This is a genomic window from Pseudomonas corni (genome assembly GCF_057128765.1).
On sequence record NZ_JBSKHW010000009.1, the window covers coordinates 186661 to 203162 of the forward strand.

The following is a 16502-nucleotide window of genomic DNA, read 5'->3' on the forward strand; positions in this document are numbered from 1 at the left end:
CGTATTTCGTTGTAGTCATGAGTCGCCGCCATGCTGATTGGGCATTACACATTTTCTCTGGTTCTGATTTCGATTCTGGTCGCCATGCTGGCGTCCTATACCGCCCTTGACCTGACCGGCAGAATCGCTTCGGCCAAGGGTCGCGCCGTATGGATGTGGATCGGTGGCGGCGCACTGTCCATGGGCATCGGCATCTGGTCGATGCATTTCATCGGCATGCTCGCGTTCAAACTGCCCATCGATCTGGGCTTCGATCTGCCCATCACCTTGTTGTCCCTGGCCATCGGCATTCTGTCTTCGGGGCTTGCGCTGTGGCTGGTGAGTCAGCCGTTGTTGCCCGCCTGGCAACTGAGCAGCGGCGCCCTGGCGATGGGCATGGGGATCAGCGCCATGCACTACACCGGCATGGCGGCGCTGCGTATGCAGCCGGGCATCGATTACGATCCCGCATTGTTCGGCACCTCATTGGTCATCGCCGTCAGCGCATCGGCGGCGGCGCTGTGGATTGCCTTTCGCCTGCGCCAACACACGCCTTACGTCAGGCTAGCCCGAGGTGGCGCTGCGGTGATAATGGGCTTCGCCATTGTCGGGATGCATTACACCGGCATGGCGGCGGCCAACTTCCCCGACGGCAGTTTTTGCGGTGCCCTGAACGGAGGCCTGCGCACCGACGGCCTCGACAAACTGGTGCTGGTCACGAGTCTGGCCGTGCTGACCATCACCCTGTTGACGTCGATCCTCGACGCTCGAATGGAAGCTCGCACTGCGGTGCTGGCCCATTCTCTGAGCGAGGCCAACCGGGAGCTGACGCAACTGGCGTTGCATGACACGCTCACTGGCTTGCCGAACCGCGTACTGCTAGCCGACCGCATCGAGCAGGCGATGCTCAAGGCCGACACCCTGGGCGGTCAGTTTGCGTTGATGTTCATGGATCTGGACGGGTTCAAACCGGTCAATGATGCCTTCGGCCATCACGTCGGCGATCAGTTATTGCGCGCTGTCGCCGTTCGGCTGCGGGAGAACTTCCACCGTCACGACACCTTGGCGCGGATCGGCGGCGACGAGTTTATTCTGCTGGTTGAAGTCGAAGATATCGCTGACGTGAGCACCGTGGCAGCTCGGCAAGTGGCGCTTATTGGCAAGCATTTTAGTGTTGGCGACCATGAATTGCAGGTGTCGGTCAGTATCGGCATCGTTTTGTACCCCGGTAACGGCCAGACCCAGCAAGAGCTGTTGATGAACGCCGACGCCGCGATGTACCACGCCAAGAGTGCCGGGAAAAACGGCTACAGCTTCTTCGATTCATCAATGAACACCAACGCGCGCAACCATTTGCAGTTGCTCCAGGATTTGCGCGTTGCCCTCAGGCAGGGCCAGTTCTGTTTGCACTATCAGCCCAAATTCAACGCCGGCGACGGTCAACCGGTCGGCGCCGAAGCACTGGTGCGCTGGAATCATCCGGAGCATGGGTTGTTGATGCCGGATAAATTCATCGGCCTTGCGGAGAAGACTGGTCTGATCATTTCCATCGGCGAATGGGTACTCAACGAGGCCTGTCGGCAAATGCGAGTCTGGTTCGACATGGGCTACACCGACTGGCGCATCGCGGTGAATCTTTCAGCGCTGCAGTTCTGTCACGCCGGACTGGTCAACACGGTGGCGAACGCATTGAGCCGGCACGATTTACCGCCCAACAGTCTGACCCTGGAAATCACCGAAACCACTGCCATGAGCGATGCCGACGCCAGTATGACTGTGCTGCAGCAGCTCTCGGAAATGGGTGTGGACCTGTCCATCGACGATTTCGGTACGGGCTATTCCAGCCTGATGTACCTCAAGCGCCTGCCCGCCAATGAATTGAAGATCGATCGTGGCTTTGTCCGTGATCTGGAGAATGACAGCGACGATGCGGCCATTGTGTCGGCCATCGTGGCGCTCGGTCAGGCGCTCAATTTGCGCATCGTTGCTGAAGGCGTTGAAACCAGCAGCCAACGCAGCTTTCTGACCCGGCTGGGCTGCGATTCGCTGCAAGGTTATCTGCTGGGATACCCACTGCCCGCCGAGCGTTTCATGGCCGATATTCACGCTGCCCAGCTGCGGCCAGTCGAGGCCGGTGACTGACGTTCCCCCCTTTGCACAACACCAAGAACAGCATTGAGCATTGATTCGGAAAAAAAATTCCATGGATAAAAATCTCCTCATCACCGGTGGATCGCGCGGTATCGGCGCGGCCACCGCCCTGTTGGCGGCAGCACAGGGTTATCGCGTTTGCATCAACTATCTGACCAACCATGCAGCGGCAGAGCGGGTGTGCGGCCAGATTCGCGAAGCGGGCGGTTACGCCATTGCGGTGCAGGCTGATGTCAGCAACGAGGATGAGATCATTCATCTGTTTGCGCGTATCGACTCGGACATGGGGCGGCTGACGGCGCTGGTGAACAACGCCGGCACCGTGGCCCATGCGTCGCGCGTGGAATCGATGTCGGAGTTCCGCTTGCTCAAGATAATGATGAGCAATGTGGTCGGGCCGATGCTCTGCACCAAGCACGCGCTGCAGCGGATGTTGCCGCGCCATGGCGGACGCGGCGGCAGCATTGTCAATGTATCGTCAGTGGCGGCGCGCTTGGGTTCGCCGGGGGAATACGTCGATTACGCGGCGTCCAAAGGCGCGCTGGACACGTTCACCATCGGCCTGGCCAAGGAAGTGGCGGGCGAGGGCGTGCGGGTGAACGCGGTGCGCCCCGGTTACATCTTCACCGAGTTCCACGCCCTGAGCGGCGACGCTCAGCGTGTCAGCAAACTGGAGCCGACCATCCCCATGGGCCGTGGCGGCCTGGCGGACGAAGTGGCGGAAGCGATTTTGTGGTTGTTGTCGGATAAAGCGTCGTACTCGACCGGGACTTTCATCGACCTGGGCGGTGGTCGCTGAGAGCCGCGACAACGCGATCCCTGCGCACTGGACCGGATTACTGTAGGAGCGCGCTTGCCCGCGAAAGCATTGTTCCTGTTATTGATGCAGCAACTGACCCACCTCAATCGCGGGCAAGCGCGCTCCTACAGATGAGGCGCCACTCTGTAGGAGCGAACTTGTTCGCGAGGCGGTGTCCGGGGGGATCAATTCCGGCGGCTCGCCAACCAGTTGGCTTCTACAGGGAGGCGGTGTGATTGGTCGCGTCCATCAACGACCGCACGATCATGCCGAGGGTCTGCATGGCTTTTTCCGAAGCGTCACTCCACGGGCTGCCGTAGTTCAGGCGAATGCAGTGGGTGAAGCGCCGGGTCGGGGAAAATATCGGGCCGGGGGCGATGCTGATGCCTTGGGCCAGTGCCGCGTGAAACACCTTTAAAGAATCCACCTGTTTCGGCAGTTCCAGCCATAGAAAGTAGCCGCCCGAAGGCTGGCTGACGCGGGTCTGTGGCGGAAAGTGCCGGGCCACGGCGCCGAGCATCGCCTGGGATTGATCTTCCAGAGCGTTACGCAGTTTGCGCAGATGGCGGTCGTACCCACCGTGTTGTAAATAATCGGCAATCGCCGCTTGCGCAGGCATCGATGCACAAAGCGATGTCATCAGCTTGAGCCGTTCTACCTTCTGCGCAAACCGGCCCGCTGCCACCCAACCAATTCGATAGCCAGGCGCAAGGCTTTTAGCAAACGAGCCGCAATGCATGACCAGCCCGTCGGTATCAAATGCCTTGGCGGGCTTGGGCGCATGCTGACCGAAATACAGTTCGCCATAGACGTCGTCTTCGATCAGCGGCACTTGATGCTCGCGCAGCAACTCCACCAATGCCCGCTTACGCTCTTCTGGCACTCTGGCCCCGGTCGGGTTCTGAAAATTGGTCATGCTCCAGCAGGCCTTGATCGGGTGACGGTTCAGCGCCTCTTCCAGCACTTCCAGATCAATACCGGTCTGCGGATGCACGGGGATTTCCACGGCCTTGAGTTTCAACCGTTCGAGAACCTGAAGACAGGCATAAAAAGCCGGGGACTCGATCGCGACCAGATCCCCCGGTTGCGTAACGGCCTGCAGGCACAGATTCAACGCTTCAAGGGCGCCGTTGGTGATCAGTAATTCTTCCATCGGCAGCATCAGGCCGCCAACCATGTAGCGCAGGGCAATTTGCCGCCGCAGCATCGGATTGCCGGGCGACAGGTCAGTCACGGTCAGTTGTGGGTCCATCTCACGGGTAGCGCTGGCGAGCGAGCGGGCCAGTCGTTGCAAAGGGAACAGCAAGGGGCTGGGGAAGGCCGAGCCGAACGGTACGGTGTTCGGGTCTTTGATGGAATCAAGCACCGAGAAAACCAGTTCGCTGACGTCCACTTCCGTGGTTTCCCGAACCTGCTCAGCAGCAAGCGCCACCGGCTCCGGAGCCGCAACTGCCTGACCGATGTAACTATCATTGACGAAGTAACCGGAACGGGGGCGTGCACGTATCAAGCCGCGCCGCTCCAGTAGGTAATACGCCTGAAATACCGTCGATGGGCTGATGCCATGGGTCTGGCTGGCGTACCGCACTGATGGCACCCGCTGCCCGGCGGCGAGTACGCCAGAGCGGATCAGTTCTGCGATGTCTTCTGCAAACTTTTCATAACGCTTCATGAGTCTGGCTGGCCTGGTGGAGCGGCGGTGATAAATTCGTAGGACTATGTACGCTTATCTGATTCAGGAACAGCGTCACTTTAAGACAGAAAAACCGGATCAGATCGGTCATGACAGCAGCGCCTCGATTTCATTGTGGGAGCGAACCTGTTCGCGAAAGCGTGGGTTCTGATGATAAAGATGCGCTGGATGTACCGGCACTTCGCGGACAGGTCCGCTCCCACGGGTTGTGCTTCTGCTTCAGATCAGTGATGAACTAACAGTTCTGAGTGGAGAACCGATAGTTGTGATTCAACAAAAAGACATCTTTTAAATAACCAAAAAAAAGCGCTGCAATTAATGCAGCGCTTTTCATGTTTCGGTAAATAAGCAGGCCGTAAGTTCGACCCTTATCAACCATTCTGACGACCATAACCCAGGATGGTGTAATCAAGGTTGTGACGAACACCGGAGCCGTCGACATAAACCATTTGTGCCTTAACAGGACCGTCTACATTTTGCGGGTCCTGGGCAGTCGAGCTGCTGATGACTTTGGCGATGTCGAGGCCTTTGTGCTGGTTGTATTTCTGGGTCTGGGTCATGGCTTGTGCGCTGGAAACGCTGCTGACATTCTCATCGGCCATGGCGAATACGCTGACCAGTGAAAGTGCTACGAAGGCTAAAGTTTTCATGTTGGTGCTCCAGAAGTTTGAATGATTCGGTAATGAGCAAATCGTTGTTTGGTTTGCTTCTGGAACTGATTCTCTGCGCATTCTCACTCATGGGGAAATCCTGCCAGTCGATAGTAAACATCACTGACACGAATACCAGACCACATTATATTAATTTCAGTAATGAACTGTTGCGGGTATTAAGCGGAGTTTTAACTCCGCCTTAATACCTCAGTTCGCAGCATGACGCCTATCACTACGGATGCCGCTCAAATCACCGGTGACTCTTCGCCGGGCTCCACACCGATCGTGTGATGGCGCTTGTCTTTGGCCTGGTAAACCGTCAACGCATCAGCTTCGGCTTCGGTGATCGGCACTTGCTGGCCGTCGATGTTGGCTTCAGACATATGCGTGTTGTCGTTGGTGGTAATCACCACATCGATTATGGCGCTGCGATGTTCCACACCGTCGACCACGGCGGTGCAGTATTGGTTGGTGCTGTCGAATTCCAGTGGCATGACCGTTCTCCTCTCTGTTTATAGAGTTGTGACTTCGGGGGCCTGGCGATGTTCGTCGCAACCCGACCATAGGTTTGCACGAAGGCTAGGCACGTTCCGCACGCTGCACGCCATTCGCTGTCCATCTTCCACGACAGTGCAAAAAGGGACTGATATGAACAGTTGGTGGCAGGAAGTCGTCGACACGCTCCAGGCAGAATTTTCCGACATTACCGACCCCTCGCAATTGACCCGCGTCACGGTGCGTCTGGTGATCGCGGCCGTGCTTGGCGGCATATTGGGGTTTGAGCGAGAACACAAGGGCAAGGCGGCCGGGGTGCGAACGCACATGCTGGTGGCGATGGGGGCGGCGTTGTTCGTGTTGGTGCCGCGCATGGCTGGCGCGGACGACGCTGCGCTGAGCCGGGTGGTGCAGGGGATCGTGGCAGGGATTGGTTTTCTTGGTGCCGGGACCATCCTGAAAGGCAAAGAGATCAACGCCAATCAGGTAAAAGGTCTGACCACCGCAGCAGGCTTGTGGATGACAGCGGCGATTGGCATTGCAGCCGGAATGGGCCGGGAGGCAACAGCAGTGCTAAGTACGATTCTGGCGCTGGGAATCTTCAGCTTGATGCCATGGATCGTGAACCGGTTCGATCCACCGTCCAAGCGCGAGGGCGGGGTAGATGAGCCGTAGCAAAATGGCAGTCTTGGCGCGGCGCAGATTCATCTGATTGCCACAGAACCCGTGGGAGCGGACCCGTCCGCGAAGAGTTCATTTCAGCCGATATAAATATGTCGTCTGACAGATAGCCTTCGCGGACAGGTCCGCTCCCACGGACAGCAAATATGCGACCGGTTCTAGAGTTACTCAGGAAACCCATCATCCAGCACCGCCGGTGGTTCCTTGGACGGCGGATCACCCATTGGCTGTTCGATCACCGGCGGCATGGTATCGGGCGGTGGCTCACTGGGTTTTGGCACCGGCAATTCAGGGTCGTCGATGTTCGGATCGGGGGTTTCTGCGGGGATCGGGATGTTCATTGCTTCACCTTCCTGACTGGGACTTATGAAGAAAATGGGTGACGCTCCCGACCTTCGACAGCGGCCCTTATAGAATGACTCAAGGCAAATTCCCGAGCACGGCTACGCTCAGGACGGCGCAAGATGAATAGCGTCTTTCCCGCCACAAGCTCGTTGAACTTTTCCCAACAGCAAGCGCTCGGAACCTATGCGGCGACGTTGGACGTCCTTGGCTCCCTCGATCGCGACTTTCTTCTATATGAATGGATATTCAATTGAATGGATTCGCACAAGGAGCGTCCCTGGGGCGTGAGGAGTGATGCTCGATGAATGTGACTGCTGATCAGCCATACGGCCCGGATTCCCTGGCCACCGATGTTCCCCATCTCACCCGGCCGCTGCCGCTCACCCAAGCGCTGCAGCTTCCGAGAATTGTCATAGAAGACACCACGCCGGTCATCGACGGCGGCCAGTTCGCGGCCAAGGCTATCGTTGGCGAGCCGGTATCAGTCACCAGCAAGGTTTACGCCGACGGTCACGACAAGATGGCCGTCCGCGTCTGCTGGCGCGCTGCCGACGAAGAGCAATGGCAAACCGCGCCGTTGCGCGAGCTGGTCAATGACAGCTGGGTCGGCGAATTCACTCCGTCCACTGTGGCCACCTATGTATTCCGTCTGGAAGCCTGGATCGATCAATTCGCCAGCTATCGCTACGAGCTGGAGAAAAAGTACGCGGCCGGTGTGCCGATCGAGCTGGAGCTTGAAGAGGGTCGCCTGCATCTGGTTCATGCCGTCGAGCGCAGCTCGGGCGAGGTGCGCTCGCAGATCGAAGCGCTGCTCAAGCAGTTCAACGAAAGCCCGGATCAGGATGTTCAGGTCACGTTGCTGCTCAATAGCGAAACTGGCACCACCATGGCTCAGGCGGACAACCACGCCTATTTGAGCCGCAGTATCGAGTTTCCGCTGGACGTCGAACGTGAATTGGCGCAGTTCGCCAGCTGGTACGAACTGTTCCCACGCTCGATCACCGACGACAAAGCGCGCCACGGTACGTTTAAGGACGTGCACAGCCGCTTGCCGATGGTCCGTGACATGGGCTTCGACGTGCTGTACTTCCCGCCGATCCACCCGATTGGCCGCGCCCATCGCAAAGGGCCCAACAACTCGTTGCAGGCAGGCCCGGATGATGTCGGCAGCCCGTACGCCATCGGCAGCGCTGAAGGTGGTCACGAAGCCATTCACCCGCAGCTTGGCACCCGCGAAGACTTCCGCAATCTGGTAGCCGCTGCCGCCGAACACGGTCTGGAAATCGCTCTGGATTTCGCCATTCAGTGCTCCCAGGATCACCCGTGGCTGAAAGAACATCCGGGCTGGTTCTCGTGGCGCCCGGACGGCACGATCCGTTATGCGGAAAATCCGCCGAAGAAGTATCAAGACATAGTCAACGTCGATTTCTATGCGCCGGATGCGATCCCTGGCCTGTGGCTTGAGCTGCGCGACGTGGTATTGGGCTGGGTGGAAGAGGGCGTGAAGATCTTCCGCGTCGACAATCCGCACACCAAACCGCTGCCGTTCTGGCAATGGATGATTGCCGATATTCGCAGTCAGCATCCGGACGTGATGTTCCTCGCCGAGGCCTTCACCAAACCGGCGATGATGGCGCGTCTGGGCAAGGTTGGTTATTCACAGAGCTACACCTATTTCACCTGGCGCAACACCAAGGCCGAGCTGACCGAGTACCTGACCCAGCTCAATGAAGCGCCGTGGCGCGATTGCTACCGTCCCAACTTCTTCGTCAATACGCCGGACATCAACCCGCCGTTTCTGCATGCGTCGGGGCGTCCGGGCTTTCTGATCCGCGCTGCGTTGGCAACCATGGGCTCGGGCTTGTGGGGGATGTATTCGGGCTTTGAGTTGTGTGAATCGGCGCCAGTACCTGGCAAAGAGGAATACCTGGACTCCGAGAAATACGAGATTCGTCCTCGGGACTACACCGCGCCCGGCAACATCATTGCCGAAATCGCGCAGCTCAACCGTATCCGTCGGCAGAACCCGGCCTTGCAAACCCACTTGGGCCTGCAGATTTACAACGCGTGGAACGACAACATTCTTTACTTCGGCAAGCGCAGCGCCGACGGCAGCAACTTCATTCTGGTCGCCGTCAGCCTCGATCCCGTGAACCCGCAGGAGGCGAATTTCGAATTGCCGTTGTGGGAACTGGGCTTGCCCGATGACGCAGTGACAACCGGTGAAGATTTGATGACCGGCCACACCTGGAACTGGTACGGCAAGACTCAGTTCATGCGCATCGACCCTGCGTATCAGCCCTTCGGCATCTGGCGTTTTAAAGTCGCCAATCAATAATTAAAAGGGATGTCACCATGGCGAAAAAGCCTCGGAATGCTGCTTTCATCGACGATCCGCTTTGGTACAAGGACGCCGTGATTTACCAGGTACACGTCAAGTCTTACTTCGATTCCAACAACGACGGGATTGGCGACTTCCCGGGGCTTATCGCCAAGCTCGATTACATCGCTGAACTGGGTGTCAACACCATCTGGCTGCTGCCGTTCTACCCGTCGCCACGCCGTGACGACGGGTACGACATCGCCGATTACCGTGGTGTGCACACTGATTACGGCACCATGGCAGATGCCAAGAAATTCATTTCCGAGGCCCACAAACGTGGGCTGCGGGTCATCACCGAGCTGGTCATCAACCACACCTCGGATCAACATCCGTGGTTCCAGAAAGCCCGCGCCGCGAAAAAAGGCTCCAAGGCTCGGGACTTCTACGTGTGGTCCGACAGCGATCAGAAATACGACGGCACGCGGATCATCTTCCTCGATACCGAAAAGTCCAACTGGACCTGGGACCCGGTCGCCGGTCAGTACTTCTGGCACCGTTTTTACTCCCACCAGCCTGACTTGAACTTCGATAACCCGCAGGTAATGGAAGCGGTGTTGGAAGTCATGCGCTATTGGCTGGACATGGGCATCGACGGTCTGCGTCTGGACGCGATTCCGTACCTGATCGAGCGTGACGGCACCAACAACGAAAACCTTCCCGAGACCCATGATGTCCTGAAGAAGATTCGTGCCGAGATCGACGCCAACTACCCAGACCGCATGCTGCTGGCCGAAGCCAATCAGTGGCCGGAAGACACGCAGCTGTATTTCGGTGACAAGAAGGGCAAAGATGGCGACGAATGCCACATGGCGTTCCACTTCCCGTTGATGCCGCGCATGTACATGGCGGTGGCCCAGGAAGACCGTTTCCCGATTACCGATATCTTGCGCCAGACCCCGGAAATTCCGGAAAACTGCCAATGGGCGATTTTCCTGCGTAACCACGATGAACTGACGCTGGAAATGGTCACCGACCGTGAACGCGACTATTTGTGGAACTACTACGCCTCCGACAAGCGCGCCCGGATCAACCTCGGGATTCGCCGCCGCCTGGCACCGCTGCTGGAGCGCGACCGCCGTCGAGTAGAGCTTCTCAACAGTATGCTGTTGTCCATGCCAGGTACGCCGACCCTGTATTACGGTGATGAGATCGGCATGGGTGACAACATTTATCTGGGCGACCGCGATGGCGTGCGTACGCCGATGCAGTGGTCGATCGACCGCAACGGCGGCTTCTCCCGCGCCGACCCGGCCAGCTTGGTGCTGCCACCGATCATGGACCCGCTGTATGGCTATCTGTCGGTTAACGTCGAGACCCAAAACAGCGATCCGCATTCGCTGCTGAACTGGACGCGGCGCATGCTCTCGGTGCGTAAACAGCAAAAAGCCTTTGGTCGCGGTAGCCTTAAAATGCTCTCGCCGAGCAACCGTCGCATTCTGGCCTACACCCGTGAATACACCGGACCTGACGGCAAGACCGAAATCATTCTGTGTGTCGCCAACGTATCCAGCGCATCCCAGGCCGCCGAGCTTGAGCTGTCGCAATATGCCGGCACGGTGCCGGTCGAGATGCTGGGCGGCAGCGCCTTCCCACCTATTGGCCAGTTGAACTACCTGCTGACGTTGCCGCCGTATGGCTTCTATTGGTTCGTGCTGGCAACGGAGAATCAAATGCCCAGCTGGCATGTGGAACCGGCCCAGAGCCTGCCGGACTTCCCGACGATGGTCCTCAAGAGCCGTCTGGAAGAATTGCTCGACGAACCCCTGCGCGGCACCATGGAAAACGCCTCGCTCTCGGTCTATTTGCCCAAGCGCCGCTGGTTCGCGGGCAAAGGCACTGCCATCGACAAGGTCAACATCGCCTATGCCGTCCGTTTCGGCGATGCCCAACGGCCGGTGCTACTCAGCGAAATTGAAGTGACCTCGGGCGGTGAGACGGTGCGCTACCAGTTGCCGTTCGGTCTGCTGGCCGAAGACGACATCAGTAGCCCGCTGCCGCAGCAATTGGCGCTGGCCCGCGTACGTCGCGGCCGTCAGGTGGGTCTGATCACCGACGCGTTCACTTTGGAGCCATTCATTCGGGCCGTGATTCAGGGCATGCAGGATGAGAAAGTTCTGCCATGCAATGACGGCGAACTGCGCTTCGAACAAACATCGCAGCTCGCACCGCTGGGTCTGAACAGCGAATCGGAAGTGCGTTACCTGTCCGCCGAGCAGTCCAACAGCTCGGTGGTGGTGGGTAAGGCGCTTGTGTTGAAAATGATCCGCCGTGTCGCAGCCGGTACGCACCCGGAGCTGGAAATGGGCGCGTTTCTGACCCAGGCCGGATACAAACACATCTCGCCATTGCTGGGCGCCGTGGTGCGGGTCGATCCTGAAGGGCAAAGCAATTTGCTGATGATCGCCCAGGGCTACCTGAGCAATCAGGGCGATGCATGGGAATGGACGCAAAACAACCTGGAACGCGCGGTGCGGGACGAAATGACTCGTGGTCGCTCGGAGGTTGAACAGCACGCCAATGCACTGCTGGAACTCAAGGATTTCGCGGGTCTGCTGGGTCAGCGTCTGGGCGAAATGCACGTGGTGCTGAGCACCGCGACTGACAATCCGGACTTCAAGGCCGAAACCACTAGCGTCAAGGACAGTCAGGCGTCAGCCAAAAGCGTCAGCGCTCAGGTTGAACGTGCGTTGCAATTGCTGGAGCAGCATCGCAACACCCTGGAAGCCGATGATCAGGAACTGGTCAGCGAACTGCTGGGCAAGCGCAAACAATTGCTGACGCAGGTGCAAACCCTGGCCAAACGCACCGTGGGCGGCTTGCGCATGCGGGTGCATGGTGACTTGCACCTGGGGCAAATGCTGGTCGTTAAAGGCGATGCATACCTGATCGACTTCGAGGGCGAGCCGGCACGGCCGCTTGAAGAGCGTCGAGCCAAGTACAGCCCGTTCAAAGACGTCAGCGGTGTGCTGCGTTCTTTCGACTACGCTGCGGCCATGGCCGTACGCAACGCACAGAGTGCGGACAATTCGCCGGAAGCTGCAACGGCGCGTCGTCATGTGGCCGAAACCTACTTGACCCAGGCACGGGAAGCGTTCATCGATGGCTATCGCAAGGCCACGGTCGACATGGCCCATGACTGGAAAGATGCCAAGGGCGAGGGCGCAGCACTGGCTCTGTTCACCTTGGAAAAAGCTGCTTATGAAGTAGCCTATGAAGCCGAAAACCGCCCGACCTGGTTGTCCGTGCCGTTGCAAGGCTTGCGTGGGTTGCTGACATTGTCTGATGGAGAGTGAAAATGAGTGCGTCTGACCAATTCGGCGAAGGCAACCATAAGATATCGCCCAATGCTGTCGACATGGACGCGTTGATCCGCGCCGAACATCGCGATCCGTTTTCCATGCTCGGCCCGCACAGCGACGGTGAAAACGGCCAAATCATCCGCGCCTACCTGCCCAACGCTTTGGCGGTCCGTGTGTTGTCCCGTGACAACCACGAGGACCTGGGCGAGCTGACCATGAGTGACAAACCCGGCTTTTTTGCCGGGCATTTCCCGACTCGCCAGCCGTATCTGTTGAAGATCAGCTGGGCCACTGGTGAGCAGATCACCGAAGATCCCTACAGCTTCGGGCTGCTCTTGGGCGAAATGGATTTGTATCTGTTCGCTGAAGGCAACCATCGCGACCTGAGCAGCGCATTCGGTGCGCAAGTGGTCAACGTCGATGGCGTGGACGGCGTGCGTTTCTCGGTCTGGGCACCCAATGCTCGCCGCGTCTCGGTGGTCGGTGACTTCAACAGCTGGGATGGCCGTCGTCATCCGATGCGGCAGCGTCATCCGTCCGGAGTGTGGGAGATATTCGTTCCCCGTCTGACGCCGGGTGAGTCTTACAAATACGAAATTCTTGGCCAGCATGGGATCTTGCCGCTCAAGGCCGACCCTATGGCCCTGGCGACGACGCTGCCGCCCGATACTGCATCCAAAATTGCAGCGCCATTGCGTTTCGACTGGCAGGACAACGACTGGATGCAGGCCCGCGGGCAGAAGCACGGGCTTGATGCGCCATTGTCGATCTACGAACTGCATGCCGGTTCGTGGCAGTGGCACCACGGCGAAGAGGATGAGCCGGATCGTCCGTACAACTGGCACGAACTGGCTGACAAGCTGATCCCGTATATCAAGGATCTGGGCTTCACCCACATCGAATTGATGCCGATCATGGAACACCCGTTTGGTGGCTCTTGGGGCTATCAACTGTTGTCGCAGTTCGCGCCGACAGCCCGCTACGGTTCGCCGGAAGATTTCGCGGCCTTCGTCAACGCCTGTCACCAGAACGACATCGGCGTGATTCTTGACTGGGTACCGGCTCACTTCCCGACTGACACCCATGGTCTGGCGCAATTCGATGGCACCGCGCTGTACGAATATGGCAACCCGCAAGAAGGCTTCCATCAGGATTGGGACACGCTGATCTACAACCTGGGTCGTACCGAAGTCCACGGCTTCATGCTGGCGTCGGGGCTGCATTGGCTCAAGCACTTCCACATCGACGGTCTTCGGGTGGATGCGGTGGCGTCGATGCTGTATCGCGACTATTCCCGCAAGGCCGGCGAGTGGGTACCGAACCGTTATGGCGGTCGTGAAAACCTTGAAGCCATTGATTTCCTGCGCCATCTCAACGATGTCGTGGCGATCGAGGCGCCGGGCGCGCTGGTCATCGCCGAGGAATCGACGTCCTGGCCGGGTGTGTCGCAATCGACTCAGCAGGGCGGGCTCGGCTTCAACTACAAATGGAACATGGGTTGGATGCACGACACCCTGCACTTCATGGAGCAGGACCCGATTCACCGTCCGCATCACCATAACGAGCTGAGTTTCGGTCTGGTGTATGCGTGGTCCGAGCGCTTCATCCTGCCGATCTCTCACGATGAAGTGGTGCACGGCAAGCACTCGCTGATCGACAAGATGCCGGGCGATCGCTGGCAGAAGTTTGCCAACCTGCGCGCCTATCTGGCGTTCATGTGGACGCATCCGGGCAAGAAGCTGTTGTTCATGGGCTGTGAGTTCGGCCAGTGGCGCGAGTGGAACCACGACACCGAACTGGACTGGCATTTCCTGCAATACGCCGATCACAAGGGCGTGCACACGCTGGTAGGCGATTTGAACCGGCTGTACCGCTCGGAAAAAGCGCTGCACGATCAGGACTGTCAGCCCCAGGGTTTCCAGTGGGTGATCGGCGATGACTCGACCAACAGCGTTTATGCCTACTTGCGCTGGAGCAAGGACGGCGAGCCGGTGCTGGTGGTGGCTAACCTGACGCCTGTGCCGCGCGAGGGCTATCGCATTGGCGTGCCGTTCAGCGGCAAGTGGACCGAGTTGCTCAACAGCGACGCCGGCACCTACGCAGGTTCCAACGTCGGCAACGGCGGCGGAGTGAGCACCGATGACATCAAGGCCCACGGCCAGCCGGTGTCGCTGCTGCTGAACCTGCCGCCACTTGCGGTGTTGATCCTCAAGCCGGTACCGGGTGCGATCGAGGAGTAAATCCCACCGCAACCGATGCAAAAAAAAAACGCCCCCGCAAGTGTCTTGCGGGGGCGTTTTGGTTCGAACGTTCACTGTAGGAGCGCGCTTGCCCGCGAATGCATTCGTCCAACCACCATCGATTAACCTGACATACCGATATCGCGGGCAAGCGCGCTCCTACAATGGGCGGCTTTCGTCAGCTAGAAAGAAATGGCGGCAGACACACATTAATCCGGCTTGTGATCCCCCCGAATCGAGAAGTTCGCCATATGCTCAAGGCCTTTGATTAACCCGGAGTGATCCCAGTCGCTACCACCCAGTGCCGCGCAGGTGCTGAACACTTGCTGGGCGTTGGCGGTGTTAGGCAGGTTCAGGTTGAGTTCCTTGGCGCCTTGCAGGGCAAGGTTCAGGTCCTTTTGATGCAACGAAATGCGGAAACCCGGGTTGAAGGTACCCTTGATCATGCGCTCGCCGTGGACTTCCAGAATCTTCGACGAAGCAAATCCGCCCATCAGCGCTTCCCGGACTTTCGCTGGGTCTGCGCCGTTCTTTGAAGCGAACAGCAGCGCTTCGGCCACCGCCTGAATATTCAGGGCAACGATGATCTGATTAGCGACTTTAGCGGTCTGGCCATCGCCATTGCCGCCGACCAGGGTGATGTTCTTGCCCATCAGCTGGAACAACGGCAACGCGCGGTCGAAGGTGCCTTGATTGCCGCCCGCCATGATGCTCAATGTTGCAGCTTTAGCGCCGACTTCGCCGCCTGATACTGGCGCATCCAGATATTGCGCGCCGGTAGCGCTGATTTTCTGAGCGAACACTTTGGTCGCGGAGGGTGAGATCGAACTCATGTCGATCACCACCTTGCCTGCCCCGGTGCCCTGGCTGATGCCGTTTTCGCCGAACAGCACTTCGTCCACCTGAGGGGTGTCGGGCAGCATGACGAAGATGAATTCGGCTTCCTGCGCGACTTCCTTGGGATTGCTCAACACCGTCGCGCCGCCATCGATCAGGGAGGCGGGCGGGGCAGCGAAGTGGTTGGACAGGAACAATTGATGACCCGCTTTCTGCAGGTTTTCCGCCATGGGTTGACCCATGATGCCGGTGCCGATGAATCCGATGTTAGCCATGAGAGATGTCCTTTGTTATTGGAAATTGATTGCCTGGCGATGCCCAATATTACGGTTGGCTGGAAAAATCCCTGTAGGAGCGAATTCATTCGCGAGGCGGTGTACCTGACACTCCGCGTAAAGCGCTCGCCAACAAGTTGGCTCCTACAGAATCGGTGGTGTGCCTGCTAATCCCTGTAGGAGCGAATTCATTCGCGAGGCGTTGTGCCTGACATGCCGCGTAAAGCGCTCGCCAACAAGTTGGCTCCTACAGAATCGGTGGTATGCCTGCTAATCCCTGTAGGAGCGAATTCATTCGCGAGGCGGTGTGCCTGACATGCCGCGTAAAGCGCTCGCCAACAAGTTGGCTGCTACAGATCGGTGGTGTGCCTGCAAAACCCTGTAGGAGCGAATTCATTCGCGAGGCGGTGTGCCTGACACACCGCGTAAAGCGCTCGCCAACAAGTTGGCTCCTACAGAATCGATGGTGTGCCTGCTAAACCCTGTAGGAGCGAATTCATTCGCGAGGCGGTGTGCCTGACACTCCGCGTAAAGCGCTCGCCAACAAGTTGGCTCCTACAGAATCGGTGGTGTGCCTGCTAAACCCTGTAGGAGCGCGCTTGCCCGCGAAAGCGTTTGTTCTGCCACTGATGCATTCATTGACCCAACGCAATCGCGGGCAAGCGCGCTCCT

General features: G+C 58.4%; 11 protein-coding genes. 6 read left to right on the plus strand and 5 right to left on the minus strand.

Annotated elements, in window-relative coordinates:
* Window positions 1–30: 30 nt before the first annotated feature.
* Entirely contained in the window at window positions 31–2121 is a 2091-nt protein-coding gene (locus tag ACWKV9_RS15800) for a putative bifunctional diguanylate cyclase/phosphodiesterase (protein WP_483837057.1), read from the plus strand.
* 61 nt (window positions 2122–2182) lie between these two features.
* A complete protein-coding gene (locus ACWKV9_RS15805) occupies window positions 2183–2929 on the plus strand; it encodes an SDR family oxidoreductase (RefSeq protein ID WP_483837058.1) in 747 nt (248 codons plus the stop codon).
* 217 nt (window positions 2930–3146) lie between these two features.
* On the opposite strand, the gene mapR is transcribed toward ACWKV9_RS15805, so the two are convergent.
* The 3 genes from mapR to ACWKV9_RS15820 all read right to left on the minus strand — a co-directional run bounded on the left by mapR (window position 3147) and on the right by ACWKV9_RS15820 (window position 5769).
* Window positions 3147–4601: a GntR family transcriptional regulator MpaR gene (gene mapR / locus ACWKV9_RS15810; RefSeq protein ID WP_483837059.1), complete on the minus strand. Its 1455-nt coding sequence runs from the start codon at window positions 4599–4601 to the stop codon at window positions 3147–3149.
* A gap of 392 nt (window positions 4602–4993) precedes the next feature.
* Window positions 4994–5272, minus strand: coding sequence for a DUF2790 domain-containing protein (locus tag ACWKV9_RS15815; RefSeq protein ID WP_483837060.1), 279 nt, complete (start codon window positions 5270–5272; stop codon window positions 4994–4996).
* A gap of 248 nt (window positions 5273–5520) precedes the next feature.
* Entirely contained in the window at window positions 5521–5769 is a 249-nt protein-coding gene (locus tag ACWKV9_RS15820; protein WP_483837061.1) for a DUF3203 family protein, read from the minus strand.
* Between the two features lie 154 nt (window positions 5770–5923).
* On the opposite strand from ACWKV9_RS15820, the gene ACWKV9_RS15825 reads away from it, so the two are divergent.
* A complete protein-coding gene (locus ACWKV9_RS15825; RefSeq protein ID WP_483837062.1) occupies window positions 5924–6445 on the plus strand; it encodes an MgtC/SapB family protein in 522 nt (173 codons plus the stop codon).
* 170 nt (window positions 6446–6615) lie between these two features.
* On the opposite strand, the gene ACWKV9_RS15830 is transcribed toward ACWKV9_RS15825, so the two are convergent.
* Entirely contained in the window at window positions 6616–6792 is a 177-nt protein-coding gene (locus ACWKV9_RS15830) for a hypothetical protein (RefSeq protein WP_483837063.1), read from the minus strand.
* Window positions 6793–7097: 305 nt separating this feature from the next.
* Between ACWKV9_RS15830 and ACWKV9_RS15835 the strand changes: the two genes are divergently transcribed.
* The 3 genes from ACWKV9_RS15835 to glgB are packed head-to-tail and all read left to right on the plus strand — an operon-like array spanning window position 7098 to window position 14718.
* The gene (locus ACWKV9_RS15835) at window positions 7098–9134 is read left to right on the plus strand and encodes an alpha-1,4-glucan--maltose-1-phosphate maltosyltransferase (RefSeq protein ID WP_483837064.1); all 2037 of its coding nucleotides are present in this window, start codon (window positions 7098–7100) and stop codon (window positions 9132–9134) included.
* A gap of 17 nt (window positions 9135–9151) precedes the next feature.
* On the plus strand, window positions 9152–12472 hold the full coding sequence (gene treS / locus ACWKV9_RS15840; protein WP_483837065.1) for a maltose alpha-D-glucosyltransferase: 3321 nt from the start codon (window positions 9152–9154) through the stop codon (window positions 12470–12472).
* A 2-nt stretch (window positions 12473–12474) separates the two neighbouring features.
* Window positions 12475–14718, plus strand: a complete 2244-nt coding sequence (glgB, locus tag ACWKV9_RS15845) for a 1,4-alpha-glucan branching protein GlgB (RefSeq protein WP_483837066.1) — start codon at window positions 12475–12477, stop codon at window positions 14716–14718.
* A 209-nt stretch (window positions 14719–14927) separates the two neighbouring features.
* Here the strand turns inward: glgB and ACWKV9_RS15850 are convergent, their stop codons facing one another.
* A complete protein-coding gene (locus tag ACWKV9_RS15850; protein ID WP_483837067.1) occupies window positions 14928–15830 on the minus strand; it encodes a 2-hydroxy-3-oxopropionate reductase in 903 nt (300 codons plus the stop codon).
* Window positions 15831–16502: the final 672 nt, after the last annotated feature.

Excerpts from the sequence above, each read along its gene's own strand:
- ACWKV9_RS15835 (WP_483837064.1), top strand. The coding sequence starts at position 7,098 with ATGAATGTGACTGCTGATCAGCCATACGGCCCGGATTCCCTGGCCACC.
- ACWKV9_RS15805 (WP_483837058.1), top strand. The coding sequence starts at position 2,183 with ATGGATAAAAATCTCCTCATCACCGGTGGATCGCGCGGTATCGGCGCG.
- ACWKV9_RS15800 (WP_483837057.1), top strand. The coding sequence starts at position 31 with ATGCTGATTGGGCATTACACATTTTCTCTGGTTCTGATTTCGATTCTG.
- ACWKV9_RS15825 (WP_483837062.1), top strand. The coding sequence starts at position 5,924 with ATGAACAGTTGGTGGCAGGAAGTCGTCGACACGCTCCAGGCAGAATTT.
- mapR (WP_483837059.1), bottom strand. The coding sequence starts at position 4,601 with ATGAAGCGTTATGAAAAGTTTGCAGAAGACATCGCAGAACTGATCCGC.
- ACWKV9_RS15830 (WP_483837063.1), bottom strand. The coding sequence starts at position 6,792 with ATGAACATCCCGATCCCCGCAGAAACCCCCGATCCGAACATCGACGAC.
- ACWKV9_RS15820 (WP_483837061.1), bottom strand. The coding sequence starts at position 5,769 with ATGCCACTGGAATTCGACAGCACCAACCAATACTGCACCGCCGTGGTC.
- treS (WP_483837065.1), top strand. The coding sequence starts at position 9,152 with ATGGCGAAAAAGCCTCGGAATGCTGCTTTCATCGACGATCCGCTTTGG.
- glgB (WP_483837066.1), top strand. The coding sequence starts at position 12,475 with ATGAGTGCGTCTGACCAATTCGGCGAAGGCAACCATAAGATATCGCCC.
- ACWKV9_RS15850 (WP_483837067.1), bottom strand. The coding sequence starts at position 15,830 with ATGGCTAACATCGGATTCATCGGCACCGGCATCATGGGTCAACCCATG.
- ACWKV9_RS15815 (WP_483837060.1), bottom strand. The coding sequence starts at position 5,272 with ATGAAAACTTTAGCCTTCGTAGCACTTTCACTGGTCAGCGTATTCGCC.